Origin of the sequence: Wolbachia endosymbiont (group A) of Anthophora plumipes, from assembly GCF_964028115.1 — a bacterium.
In the GTDB taxonomy this organism is placed as follows: domain Bacteria; phylum Pseudomonadota; class Alphaproteobacteria; order Rickettsiales; family Anaplasmataceae; genus Wolbachia.
The window spans coordinates 767,802-781,866 of record NZ_OZ034756.1; the positions used below are offsets into that span (position 1 = coordinate 767,802).

Below are 14,065 nucleotides of genomic sequence, written 5' to 3' on the forward strand. Positions count from 1 at the left end.
GCCCTGGCTCTTTTATAAATAATAATTTATTCTACGCGAAGTTATGATATAATTTTACCTTACATATAGTAAAGGTGTTTTATAGATAATTATGATTACCTCTATACAAGAACCTAATGAACTCAGAAAACGTTTACAAGGATTTTATCGTACTGATGAAAAGAGTTATATACGTTATCTTGTAGAAAAAGCAGAGCTTTCAGCTGATTCAAAAAGTAGAATTTATAATATTGCAAAACAAGTTATTGAAAAAATCAAACACAATAAATTAAGTATTGTAGATTCCTTTATGCAGCAATACTCGCTTTCCAATGATGAAGGAATAGCATTGATGTGCCTTGCTGAATCGCTACTTAGAATACCAGATGATTATACAATAGACGAAATAATCAAAGATAAAATTGCCAATCAGGAATGGAATAAATATTTAGGGCACTCTTCTTCGTTGTTTGTCAATGCTTCCACATGGAGCTTGATGATAGGTAGCAGTATATTGAGAGATAATGAAGGCGATTCGAAGTTCTATTACGCAATTTCTAAGTTACTTAAGAATTTAGGAGAACCGATCATTCGCAAAGCAGTAAAACAAGCAATGTCTATGCTTGGTAATCATTTTGTTGTTGGAGAAACCATAGAAGAAGCTTTAAGGTATGCAAAACTAGATGACAATAGTAAGTTTTTATACTCTTTTGATATGCTTGGCGAAGCTGCTCACACAGCTGAAGATGCAGAAGAGTATTTTAATTCATACATGCACTCAATAAAAGCTATAGGTGAATCCACTGAAATAAATGATTGTTTTAAATCGCATGGAATTTCAATCAAATTGTCTGCGTTACATCCACGTTATGAATTTGGTCAATTCGATAATATAGCTGAAGAGTTGAGAGCTAAACTGCTAGAGCTTTGTCATGAAGCAAAAAAATACAACATTTCATTATGCATAGATGCAGAAGAAACAGAAAGGCTTGAAATGTCCTTAATCTTGTTTGAACAATTACGGCTTGATGAATCACTTTCTGAGTGGGAAGGGCTTGGCTTGGCTGTACAAGCATATCAAAAACGTGCTTTGTCTGTTCTTGACTTTGTAGAGGATGTTGCTATTCGATCAAATCATAAAATTATGGTCAGACTTGTAAAAGGTGCATATTGGGATTCAGAAATCAAGCGTACGCAAGAATTGGGATTAAATGATTACTCAGTATTTACAAGAAAAAGCTATACTGACGTATCTTACCTCGCGTGCGCACAGAAACTTTTGAGTAAACCAAACAGCTTTTACCCATGCTTTGGAACTCATAACGCCTATACTTTTGCTTCTATCATGGAACTTGCTGATAAAAACCACCCTGGATTTGAATTTCAACGCTTACATGGAATGGCAAAAGACTTATATGATTATGCAATGTCAGAGCTTGCAACAAATGTTAGCTGTCGTGTCTACGCACCCGTTGGGGAACATAGTGACTTGTTGCCTTATCTTATAAGATGCCTTCTTGAAAATGGAGCTAATAGTTCATTTGTTAATCAAATAAATGATTCTAACGTTAAAATTGATGAGTTAATTTCAGATCCACTGGAAAAAGCTATAAATTTTAATTATGAACCTCATCCAGGCATTCCGTTACCACAAGATATTTTGGGACCAGAAAGAAAAAATTCTTTGGGAATGGATATTAGTGACTCGGTGATAGTCTCACAATTTGCAGATGATATAAAGAGCTTTAGTGAAAAAAAATGGCAAGTTGGGCCGATAATTGACGGACAGTCACTTTTTGATGATGCCAAATTTACTGAAGTGGTGAATCCTGCACATTTAGAAAATGTAATTGGAGAAGTGTCAAATACAACAAGTGCTCAAGTTTTAAACGCTCTTGAAATAGCACATAATGCTTTTACTGAATGGCAGAATGTTTCAGCAGAAAAGCGCGCTAAATGCCTTGAAAAAGCTGCAGATTTGCTTGAAGAAAGGATGAAAGAGTTGATTTACATTCTGATCGTAGAAGCAGGAAAAATTTTATCTGATGCAATAGCGGAAGTAAGAGAGGCAGTGGATTTCTTACGTTACTACGCAACGATAGCAAAAAATGAACCGAGCGACTGGAAAAAATTGCCAGGTCCAACGGGTGAAGATAACTTCATCTTTTTTGAAGGCAGAGGAGTTTTCCTGTGTATATCACCATGGAATTTTCCACTTGCTATCTTCATTGGGCAGGTTTCAGCTGCACTTGCAGCAGGTAATGCGGTGCTGGCAAAACCGGCAGAGCAAACGCCGATTATTGCCTACGAAGCTGTTAAGATACTACATGAAGCTGGGATACCAAAAAATGTGTTACACCTCATTCCTGGGGATGGTGGATATTTAGGCAAAATATTAGTTCCAGACAATAGAATTGCTGGAGTAGCTTTTACTGGCTCAACACAAACTGCTCAAATAATTAATAAAATGCTTGCGGATAGGGATGGTCCTATTGTACCGCTTATTGCTGAAACAGGAGGGCTCAATGCTATGATTGTTGATAGCTCCGCTCTCTTAGAGCAAGTGACTACAGATGTTGTACTTTCTGCGTTTCGCAGTGCCGGCCAACGCTGTTCTGCACTTAGAGTGCTGTTTATTCAAGAGGACATAGCAGAGAAGCAGATAAAAATGATATGTGGTGCAGCGCAAGAACTCAAGATTGGTGACCCAATACAACTTAGTACTGATATTGGTCCAATAATTGACAAAGCATCTATCGATATGCTAACTCAACATACGCAAAAAATGTCAGAGGACGAAGATTCAAATCTGTTATTTAAAGTACCCATGGATACAAATTCTCATAATGGTTATTTCTTTCCTCCATATATTTATGAGATACAAAAAATTTCGCAATTAAAGCAAGAAGTATTTGGTCCTATTTTGCATATCATACGTTTTAACAAGTCACAATTAAATGAAGTTATAAGTGATATAAACAATACAGGATATGGGCTTACATTTTCTTTGCAGAGCCGTATACAAAATCAGATCGATTTAATAAGCAAAAAAATATCAGTTGGAAATGTCTACATCAACCGTAACCAGATAGGTGCAGCAGTTGGGATACAACCATTTGGTGGTAGAGGACTATCTGGCACTGGGCCAAAAGCTGGTGGTCCTCATTATTTACAGCGTTTTTCTACAGAAAAAGTTGTAAGTGTTAACACTACAGCATTCGGTGGTAACACTACACTTATGTGTTTGGATTAATTTGCGGGCCCTAATTTTTCTCCTATCTTACCCCTAAGCTAGACGTTCGTGCAGTTATGTACACAGCGCTAAGATCCGAAAAGGACCAGCTTATGCACTGAAATAAAGCGGCTCCAAAGGAAGTCTTATCTTTAAACAAAAGAAAAAAGCTGCTATAATCTGAATAAAAGCATTATAAATGAAATGAATGTGAAAAATATCTTATTAGCGCTTTTAGTACAAACGGTATTCAGTTTGCCGCTATTTGCAGCTGATCCTGTTTTGCTCAACTGCATTGAAACTCCAGAAATATATGACCTTGATGCAAGGCCAAAAAATTTTAGCTCTTCAAACAATTTAAGAAGGAAAGCTGGTTCTCCAAATAGTGCAATAGGAGAATTAATACACATAGTGGGTAGAATTACTGATATAAACTGTTTACCAATACAAAATGCTGTAGTTTCTATATGGCACGCGAATTCACGCGGCGTGAACCATTACGATGAGAATATAGAGGATAATCAACTCGATCCGAATTTTGCTGGATCAGGAAGGTTTGTAGTGAATAATCTTGGCTATTATAATTTTATTACGATAGCACCTGGTAAAATTGGTGAGAGAGCTCCACATATTAACTTTCTAGTTCAACATCCAGATTTTCCAGAATTCACAACGCAAATGTTTTTTGCTGACCATAATTGCGATAATTGTGCTGATCCTGTTCTTGGAGATTTTGTTAGTAATGGGCTTGCAAGCCTTCTCATAACACCATTTACTTACAGTGATCAGGTCATAAAAACCTATACGTTTAACATTACCTTGGGTGGATATAATAAGTTCTCTAATAAAAGATAAAAACCCTTGCATGTAAGGTAGTCCATAGTAAACTTGAATGTTATTGTACTTAGGATGTATATGAAAAATATCTTACTGATGTTTTTGCTATGTTTTATGTACAGTTTACAATTATTTGCAACGGAGATGCCAGCAATGAAAATAACAATTTCTAAAATTTCGCCCGATTTTAAAACAATAGTAATGGGTTTATTTGAGGACAACGAAACCGTAAATGATGGCGGAGTTTTGCAAGGAAAACAGATCATAGATAATATAAAGCAATTTAGCGATTTTAATGGAAGCTTTGGTGAATTTTCTTCTACCATTTTACCAGAAGGAAAAAACGTTGTAGTTGTTGGACTTGGTAAGAAGGATGAATGGAATGAAAATAAAGAATTAAATATTGGTGGTAAAATATATTGTGAGCTAAGCAGATTAAAAATTAAGAAAGCAGCTATTTTAATCGAAGGTAGTGCAGCAAATGTTGCATATGGTGCGTTTCTGCGTAGTTTTAAGTTTGATAAGTATAAAACTAAAAAGGATGAGAAAATTACAGAGGTAGAGGAAATTACCGTATTAGTAAAAGATGAGCAATTAAGTAATGCTGAAAGATCATTTGAGCACTTAAGGCAAGAAGGTGAGAGTATATTCCTTGCGCGCTCTTTTATAACAGAGCCTCCTAACATTCTATATCCAGAATCCTATGCTGATCATATAAAAAAAGAGCTTACTAAGCTTGGTCTTGAAATCGAAGTGCTTGATAAAAAGCAGATGGAAGAGAAAAAAATGGGAGCCTTGCTTGGAGTTGCACAAGGAAGTAGTAAAGAACCAAAATTAGTAGTGATAAAATGGAATGGGGCTTCTAAAGAACAAAAGCCAATAGCTTTTGTTGGTAAAGGTATAACGTTTGACACTGGTGGAGTATCACTCAAACCTTCACGTGGTATGGAGTCGATGAAATATGACATGGCAGGCTCTGCTGCTGTAGTTGGGGTGATGCATGCTTTAGCAGGACGAAAAGCAAAAGTAAATGCAATCGGCGTGGTTGCACTTGCAGAGAATGCAGTGGGTGGTAATGCTCAAAGGCCGAGTGATGTAGTAACTTCAATGTCTGGACAGACGATAGAAGTGTTGAACACCGATGCAGAAGGAAGGCTCATACTTGCAGATGCTTTATGGTATACGCAAGACAGATTCTCACCAAAATTTATGATTGATCTTGCAACTTTAACTGGTGCTATAGTGGTTGCACTTGGAAATAACGAATATGCTGGTCTTCTTTCAAATAATGATGAATTAGCAAACCGTCTGATTGATGCAGGAAATGAAGTAAGTGAGAAGTTATGGCGTTTTCCTATGAATGAAACTTATGACAAAATTATTGATTCACCGATTGCTGATGTTCAAAACATCGCTCCTGCAGGCTCTGGTGGAGATAGCATAATGGCTGCACAGTTTTTACAGCGTTTTGTGAATGAAACTTGCTGGGCACATTTAGATATCGCAGGCACTGCTTGGTACGAAAAAGGTACTGACATTTGTCCAAGAGGAGCAGTAGGTTTTGGTGTAAGGTTACTTAATAAGTTGGTTAAAAAGTACTACGAAGCCAATGATTAAAGGTCTTTATACTGGATTTATGGCTTGACTCACAGCTACATGAACGTTTATTTTCGAGGCGCAGCAAATGAAAGTAGCTGATGCATATTTCTTTTTTTCTGGTCAAGCACTGGAATGATATCAAGGAGTAACTTTTTATTTAAACAATGATTATAATAAGAGATCTATTGAAATTTTAAAGTTATTAAATATTGACGCTATATACTTAAGTGTTAAAATAGAATGAAAAGTTTTTAGGAGTTTATATGGCAGTAGGTGGGAAAGCAAAGACAGCTAGTAAAAATAACCCTACTCAGCGTAAGAAGGCCGAGCAAAAAATGTATAAAGATAAACCGGTAAAACCTGTTAGATATATAGATCGTGACTCGCGCATGAATTATATGTCTGCTCAATATGACAACGGCAATCTGGTTGAAGATGAGGTAAGCGGCAATCCTATAAAGTGGGAAGCTGTATAATAGTTGTGGTTAAAGTTACTATTAATTCTAAGGAATGTGAAGTAGAGCATGGGCTCACTATAATTCAAGCTTGTGAAGTCGTGGGCGTTGAAATTCCACGTTTTTGTTATCATGAGCGTTTAGCAATTGCTGGTAACTGCAGAATGTGTTTGGTTGAAGTTGAGGGTGGGCCTCCAAAACCAGTAGCCTCTTGTGCAATGCCAGTTGCAGAAGGGATGGTTATTCACACTGATACCCCTAAGGTTAAAAAAGCACGTGAAGGTGTGCTTGAGTTTTTGCTAATTAACCACCCGCTTGATTGCCCAATTTGCGATCAAGGTGGTGAATGCGATTTGCAAGATATCACGATGGCTTATGGGAAAGGAACCAGCAGACTTGATGAGCATAAGAGGGCTGTGCCAAAAAAACACTTCGGACCACTGATTGAGACTGCGATGAATCGATGCATTCATTGCACTCGGTGTGTTAGATTTTTGTCTGATGTTGCAGGTACAAATGAACTTGGAGGAATCGGAAGGGGAGAAAATGTAGAGATTAGCACTTACATAAAAAGGCATATTAGTTCTGAATTATCTGGAAATATCATAGATCTCTGCCCGGTAGGGGCTTTAACTTCAAAGCCTTACTCCTTTACAGCGCGTCCATGGGAGCTATCACATTGTGAGACTATAGATGTGCTAGATGCTGTGGGAAGTAGCATTAGAGTTGATTATCGTGGCCTGGAAGTTATGCGAATATTACCAAGACTGAGCGAAGAGGTAAATGAAGAATGGATATCAGATAAAACCCGCTTTGCCTATGATGGACTAAAAGTTCAGCGTCTTGATCAACCTTATGTAAAAAAAGATGGTAAATTAGCCCCAGTTGATTGGAATGAAGCATTAACTATTGCTGCAAAGAAATTAAAGAATACAAAATCAAATAAAATAGCTGCAATTGCAGGTGATTTAGCAGATTGTGAGTCTATGCTTCTACTCAAAGAAGTGATGCAGAAGCTCGGCTCGGGGAATATAGACTGCAGGCAAGATGGTGCAAAGCTTATACCAAGTAATCGCGGATCTTATGTGTTCAATACCACTACCCAGGGTATAGAGAATGCAGATTTGTGTCTGCTTATAAATACAAATCCAAGGATAGAAGCACCGATCATTAATGTAAGATTGAGAAAGAGATATTTACAGGGCAACTTTCCTATTGCAAGTGTTGGTCCTAACATTGAATATTTGTATCATGTTGAGAAATTGGGCGATAATCCTGATATTTTGAGTGAAATAGCAAATGGAAATCATAAATTCTGTGAGCTGCTGGTAGCTGCTCAAAACCCTATGCTGATCATTGGTCAAGATGCATTAGTAAGAGATGATTCTGAATCAGTTCTAGTTCTAGCTGGCAAAATTGCAGAAAAATTTAACATGGTCAGAGATGACTGGAATGGCTTTAATGTGCTGCATAAAGCTGCAGCAAGAGTCGGTGGTCTGGACGTTGAGTTTGTTCCTGAAAAAGGTGGAAAAGACACTAATCAGATACTGGAAAATGCAGAAAGTGGTGACATAGAAGTGGTTTATCTTCTTGGTGCAGATGAAATTGATACATCAAAATTAGAAAATACATTTGTGATTTATCAAGGTCATCATGGTGATAAGGGTGCACATGTGGCAGATGTTATCTTGCCTGGTGCTGCATATACAGAAAAACATGCAACTTATGTGAATACTGAAGGTCGAGTGCAAAGAACAAATTTAGCTGTATTTCCTCCAGGTGAAGCAAAGGAGGATTGGTTAATTATTAAAAATCTTTCACAATATTTAGACCTTTCTTTACCGTATGATAGTTTATTTGATGTGAGAAAAAAATTAGATACTATCGGTCCACAGTTTAGAAATGCCGATCAAGTGGTAAAAAACACATGGGTGCCAATTAGCAATGATGGGATAAGCTTAAGTAATACACCTTTCACTTTAAAGGAGTGTAATTTTTATATGACGGATTCAATAAGTCGCGCTTCAAAAATAATGGCAGATTGTACTAAAGCTTTTTATGAACACGCTAGTTAATATTTTATTTATTTTAGTACCGCTACTACTTTCAGTTGCGTACTTGGTATACTTTGAGCGTAAGGTTATTGGTGCAATTCAACTGAGACACGGCCCAAGTGTAGTTGGACCTTTTGGGCTATTGCAGCCATTTGCAGATGCTATTAAGCTACTGATTAAAGAGCCGATAATACCATTTAGAGCGAGCACCATACTGTTCATTATGGCCCCAATGCTTACCTTTATCTTGGCATTAATTGCCTGGGCAGTTATACCGTTTGGTGCTGAAGTAATTGTAGAAAATGGCCAGCAAGTAGTGATTCCTAAGGTTATAGCAAATATTAATGTTGGAGTGCTTTATGTGCTAGCTATATCGTCGCTGGGAGTATACGGCGTAATTATTGCAGGCTGGTCAAGCAATTCTAATTATGCATTTCTTGGCGCTATACGGTCGGCTGCTCAGATGATTTCATATGAAGTTTCAATAGGCTTAATAGTTGCTACAGTTGTTGTTACAACTGGTACGTTGAACCTTGGAGAGATGGTAGTAGCGAAACACAACATGCCATTTTGGGTTGATTTGCTACTAATGCCTATAGGAATAATATTTTTTATTTCTTTGCTTGCAGAAACTAATCGTCACCCATTTGATTTACCAGAAGCTGAAGCAGAGCTTGTCTCTGGATATAACGTTGAATATTCATCCATGCCTTTTGCCCTCTTTTTTCTTGGAGAATATGCAAATATGATTCTAGCAAGTGCTATGATGACGATATTCTTTCTAGGAGGATGGTATCCGCCGCTGGAGTTCAGTTTACTTTACAAAATTCCAGGTTTGATTTGGTTCGTTTTGAAGATAGTTATACTTTTGTTCGTATTTATTTGGATTAGAGCAACAATACCTCGTTATCGATATGATCAGCTAATGCGTCTTGGTTGGAAAGTGTTTCTGCCAATATCGGTGCTTTGGGTGGTACTCATTTCAGGAGTGTTGCTCTTTACTGGGAATTTACCTGGGTCCAATGTTTAATTTTCCAAATACAAGATTAAGGCGCAGGCGCTCGAGCAAATGGGTTCGCAATTTAACAAGTGAAAATAGTCTATCAGTAAATGATCTGGTTCTTCCTCTGTTTGTTCACGACAGAAAAGAAACAACTGAACCAATTTCTGGCTTACCAGGCGTAAAGTGTTATTCAATAGATGGATTAGTGTCTATAGTTAAGGAAGCTAAAGATTTAGGAATTAATGCTGTTGCAATTTTTCCTGTAGTTGATAGTAAACTAAAATCTGAAAACGCTGAGGGAGCATATAATTCTGACAACTTAATCTGCAAAGCAATCCGTGCTGTAAAATTAAAGGTACCTGAAATTGGTATTATTGCAGACGTTGCACTGGATCCATACACTATTCATGGCCATGACGGCATTTTAAAAGATAATCAGATGGATGTAGAAAACGATGAAACTATATCAGTACTGTGTAAGCAAGCACTTGCTTTAGCGAAGGCAGGATGTGATATAGTTGCTCCTTCTGATATGATGGATGGTAGAATAGGAAGAATCAGAAAATCATTAGATGATAATAACTTTCAAGACGTATTAATATTATCTTATGCGGTGAAATATTGCTCTAGCTTCTATGCTCCATTCAGGCAAGTCGTTGGTTCATGTGGGCTATCACATTCTATAGACAAAAGTGGTTATCAAATGAATTATAAAAATGCGCACGAAGCAATGTGCGAAATTGAAATGGATATAAATGAAGGTGCAGATTTTATTATGATTAAACCAGGTATGCCATATTTGGATATTATCAAAACAGCAAGTGATAAGTTTAATTTTCCGATTTTTGCTTACCAAGTAAGCGGTGAGTACGCAATGATAAAAGCTGCTGCAAATAATGGCTGGCTAAATTATGACAAGGTGATTTATGAATCTTTGATTGGTTTCAAACGTGCGGGTGCAAGTGCAATATTCACTTACGCTGCACTTGATATTGCAAAAAATTTAAGTGCACAAGCCCTATAAAATTACTAAATTTTTGGCGCATGTTCTTCTACTGTTGCTGCATATTACCTAAAATTTTCCAATACATGTTTTAAGTTATTGATAAGTCCGTTACAATACAGTATTATAAATAATATAAACCAAGTGTTACTTAGAGCATGGGGATTTTTTTTGAATTTTTGGGAAAGATGCTAGGTAAGGTTTTTCCTGCCAAAACAGTAAGCTCTTTTTTGGGAATAGGATATTTACCAGGTTGGCAGAACTATTGGTCTTCTTTTTTAATATTATTTATTGTCGATGTTATATTGATTTTTACATATGGAGGCGAATATTTACTATATAAAATGCCAAATTCAGGAATAGTTGTAGCTGCTGTTTTTACAAAATTGGCAATAGTTATGTTAGTAATACAATTAATTGGAATATTTATTTTTCATGCTCAGGACCCTTCAGCAAACAGTGGTGAAGAAATAGTAATACAAATAGCGTCAGGGCAAGTATTGACTGTAGCACTTTCAATGCCAGCAATAATGTCAATTTATTATACTGTAAGTAAACTCTATGGGAGTATATGTAAGCAGATGTTTCAATGCCCATTTTGGTTTAATGATTTTATGCACTTTTTCTTTTTTCTTATGATACCTTACGTATTTTTTAATGTCGTAGAAGTGATAAAACCATGGCCAATAAGTTCAATACAACTCAGCTATAATAATGCAATTTCAATTACATTTGAGGGGATTTTTCACACATTTTATGCGGTGATTTTACTGTATTTAACAGCATTTATATTCTGCGATTTAACTATGCATGATGCAATTGTCCTAAATAAAAGCATAATTCAGTATGTGAGGGAAAGTTCAGCAGTTTTAGGTGATTATTTACATAGTGCTGCAAAAAAAATAAATATTGAATAGTACTTATTTATTTATATATTTAGTATAAAAAGTGTGCAATTTGTGTGAATTTACAAAGTATAATAAAAGAGTTGCAAGATTTTTGGGCTGGTGAAGGGTGCGTTATACTTCACCCATACACATCTGAAGTTGGTGCTGGTACATTACATCCTGCAACAATTATGTCTGCAATTGATACAAAACCGACAAAAATTGCATATCTACAACCAGTAATTAGGCCAGCAGATGGACGCTATAGTGATAATCCTAATCGCTTGTATCAACATCACCAATATCAAGTTATAATAAAGCCATCTGGTAATAATTTACAAAACGTCTATTTAGATAGCTTAAAAGCTCTTGGCATATCTACAGAAAAATATGATATTAAGTTTGTTGAAGATGATTGGGAAAACCCAAGTGTTGGTGCATCAGGACTTGGATGGGAAGTTACATGCAATGGAATGGAAGTAACACAGCTTACTTATATACAGCAAGTTGGAGGGATTGACTGCAAGATGATTCCTGGTGAGGTGGCATATGGGTTGGAACGTTTAGCAATGTGCATACAAGGTGTAGATAATGTTTACGATATAACTTGGAACGATAACGGTGTAACTTACGGAGATATTTTTAAACAAAGAGAATATGAATTTTCTTATTTAGCGTTAGATTATTATGATACTAAAGTGGTACAGCAGCAATTTGAAGATACGGAAAAATTATGTAAGTTCCTTATTGAAAAGGAGCTACCAATTGCAGCTTATGACCAATGTATTAAAACTAGTCACCTACTTAATCTGCTTGATGCAAGAGGTGTGCTTGGTGTCAATGAACGTACAGCGCATATTGGTAGAGTTAGAGAGCTGACAAAAAAATGTTGCGAATTGTACATGAGTAAATAGCGTATGTCGTTGCAGTTGTTATTTGAGTGCCTTTCAGAAGAAATACCATCGAGAATGCAGAATGTAGCTGCAACTCAAGTTAAGAGCTGTATTGCCAATGTTTTTAACAAAAATAATGTAAAATTTACATCAATGGAGGTTTTTGTAACGGCACGTCGCATTACCCTATTTGTTGACAACATAAATGCTTTGGAGCTAAAGGATTCCAATAACGAAGTTAAGGGACCAAACATTAACGCACCAAAAAGTGCTATCGAAGGTTTTTTAAGAAAATATCAGAAAAATGAAGAAGATTTGCTCGTTCGAAAAGTAAATAATGAGGATTTTTACTTCATTAAAAGAGAAAGCTGCTCATTTAACATCAGAGAATTCCTCAAAAATCAACTGGAGGAAATGCTCAAAAACTTTTCTTGGTTGAAGAGCATGAGATGGGGCGAAGGAAAAGAAAGGTGGGTTAGGCCAATTAAAAACATTTTATGCATTTTAAATGACGAAATAATACCTGTGTCTTTTGCAGGGATCACAGCATCTAACACAACATATGGCCATCGATTTCTCTCAAGTGATGCGACGTTAACTATTAAAGCACCTAAAGACTATTTTGAATTGCTAGAAAAAAATAGCTTAATTCTCCAGCTGGACAAAAGAAAGCAATTTATACTAGATCAGATTAATAAATTCACAAAAGAGCAGAATTTACAACTTGAGAAAAATGATTATTTACTAAATGAATTGACAGGGCTTATAGAGTGGCCAATCGTACTGTTTGGTGAAGTGAATCAAGAAAAGTCATTTGGATTACCGAAGGAAGTAATTCTTAGTATAATTAATACGCAGCAAAAATATCTTGCTTTAAGTAATGGAAAGAGAATTTCACACTTTGTCACTGTTGTCAACGTCAACAATGGTGAAGTTGTTAAAGGACACGAAAGAATATTAGAAGCACGTCTTGCTGATGCACAATTTTTGATATCTCAGGACAAAAAGGAAGATCTGGATCATTATGTCAAAAAATTGGGTTCGATATTATTTCATGCTTTTCTTGGCAGCGTGGGGGAAAAGGTGAAGCGTATTACGTCTCTGTCAAAGTATATAGCTATATTTATTCCACATGCTTCGCTGATAAAAGTTGAACGTGCTGCATATTTGGCAAAAGCTGATTTGGCAACATCGATAGTAAGAGAGTTTCCAGAATTACAAGGAGTAATGGGTGGATATTATGCTTCTTATTTTCAAGAAGATAGAGAAATAGTGGAAGCTATAACTGAACACTATAAGCCAATCGGGCCAGAGCAGGAGTGTCCTAAATCCCCTTCAGCAATTGCTGTGTCAATTGCAGACAAAGTGGATAGCTTAGTTGGTTTAATTGCAGCAGGTGAGAAAATCTCTGGTTCGTATGATCAGTTTGGTTTGCGGAGAATGACAATTAGTATAATTAGAACAATACTTGAAAATAATTTGCATATTCCAATTAGGCTATTGATAGATAAGTCAGTATCTTTATATTCAAGGCTTCTATTTAATGAAAATACAACGTCAGCTGATAAGCCAAATAGAAAACAAATTTCAGAACTAGTATTTAGATTCTGCTTAGAAAGATTCAAGGTTATTTTAAAAAATAGAGATATAAGGCAAGATGTCGTAGATTCAATACTATATAAAATCGATATTAATGATCTGCTGACAGCAGAAAAGCAAACTGTTATATTGGATCGTTATCTTAGTACGCCAGAAGGTGAACAGATTCTAAGCACTTACAAAAGAGTCAGTAACATGATGAGCAAAGTAAGGAAAAGTGATGGCACTACTTATAGTGCATCTTACAGTAAGAGATTTTTGATTGAAAATGAAGAAATTGCGCTATCAAATTGTGCTATAACTGCTTGTAAAAACATAAAACAAGCGATAAAAAATAACCACTTTAATGCAGCGCTTGATGAACTTGCTGGTTTTGCTCCGTTTATCAATCAGTTTATGGACAGTGTAAAGATTAACTGTGATTCTGATAAGCTGAGAAGAAACAGATTATCTTTGCTTGAAAATGTAGTTTCCGTCTTTCATTTAGTAGCAGATTTTAACCTCATACAAGTCAAGTAATGGAT

10 protein-coding genes are annotated in these 14,065 nt (G+C 36.1%); all 10 read left to right on the forward strand.

Going from position 1 to position 14,065, the window contains the following annotated elements; all coding sequences use genetic code 11:
- Positions 1 to 91 precede the first annotated feature (91 nt).
- Entirely contained in the window at positions 92 to 3,232 is a 3,141-nt protein-coding gene (gene putA / locus ABWU75_RS03980; protein ID WP_353286659.1) for a bifunctional proline dehydrogenase/L-glutamate gamma-semialdehyde dehydrogenase PutA, read from the forward strand.
- A 183-nt stretch (positions 3,233 to 3,415) separates the two neighbouring features.
- The gene (locus ABWU75_RS03985) at positions 3,416 to 4,066 is read left to right on the forward strand and encodes a protocatechuate 3,4-dioxygenase (protein WP_264735873.1); all 651 of its coding nucleotides are present in this window, start codon (positions 3,416 to 3,418) and stop codon (positions 4,064 to 4,066) included.
- A 96-nt stretch (positions 4,067 to 4,162) separates the two neighbouring features.
- Complete coding sequence (locus tag ABWU75_RS03990) at positions 4,163 to 5,665, forward strand: leucyl aminopeptidase (RefSeq protein WP_353287069.1); 1,503 nt, start codon at positions 4,163 to 4,165, stop codon at positions 5,663 to 5,665.
- A gap of 245 nt (positions 5,666 to 5,910) precedes the next feature.
- Complete coding sequence (locus ABWU75_RS03995) at positions 5,911 to 6,123, forward strand: hypothetical protein (RefSeq protein WP_006015760.1); 213 nt, start codon at positions 5,911 to 5,913, stop codon at positions 6,121 to 6,123.
- A gap of 5 nt (positions 6,124 to 6,128) precedes the next feature.
- Positions 6,129 to 8,177 (forward strand): NADH-quinone oxidoreductase subunit NuoG, encoded by a 2,049-nt coding sequence (nuoG, locus tag ABWU75_RS04000; protein ID WP_353286660.1) that lies wholly within the window; start codon positions 6,129 to 6,131, stop codon positions 8,175 to 8,177.
- Complete coding sequence (nuoH, locus tag ABWU75_RS04005; protein WP_264687804.1) at positions 8,161 to 9,186, forward strand: NADH-quinone oxidoreductase subunit NuoH; 1,026 nt, start codon at positions 8,161 to 8,163, stop codon at positions 9,184 to 9,186. Before nuoG ends, nuoH begins: the two co-directional genes overlap by 17 nt.
- The gene (gene hemB / locus ABWU75_RS04010; RefSeq protein WP_353286661.1) at positions 9,179 to 10,183 is read left to right on the forward strand and encodes a porphobilinogen synthase; all 1,005 of its coding nucleotides are present in this window, start codon (positions 9,179 to 9,181) and stop codon (positions 10,181 to 10,183) included. Before nuoH ends, hemB begins: the two co-directional genes overlap by 8 nt.
- 137 nt (positions 10,184 to 10,320) lie before the next feature.
- Positions 10,321 to 11,079 (forward strand): phosphatidylglycerophosphatase, encoded by a 759-nt coding sequence (locus tag ABWU75_RS04015; protein WP_253307312.1) that lies wholly within the window; start codon positions 10,321 to 10,323, stop codon positions 11,077 to 11,079.
- 44 nt (positions 11,080 to 11,123) lie between these two features.
- Entirely contained in the window at positions 11,124 to 11,963 is an 840-nt protein-coding gene (locus ABWU75_RS04020) for a glycine--tRNA ligase subunit alpha (protein WP_253307313.1), read from the forward strand.
- A gap of 3 nt (positions 11,964 to 11,966) precedes the next feature.
- On the forward strand, positions 11,967 to 14,060 hold the full coding sequence (glyS, locus tag ABWU75_RS04025) for a glycine--tRNA ligase subunit beta (protein ID WP_353286662.1): 2,094 nt from the start codon (positions 11,967 to 11,969) through the stop codon (positions 14,058 to 14,060).
- Positions 14,061 to 14,065: the final 5 nt, after the last annotated feature.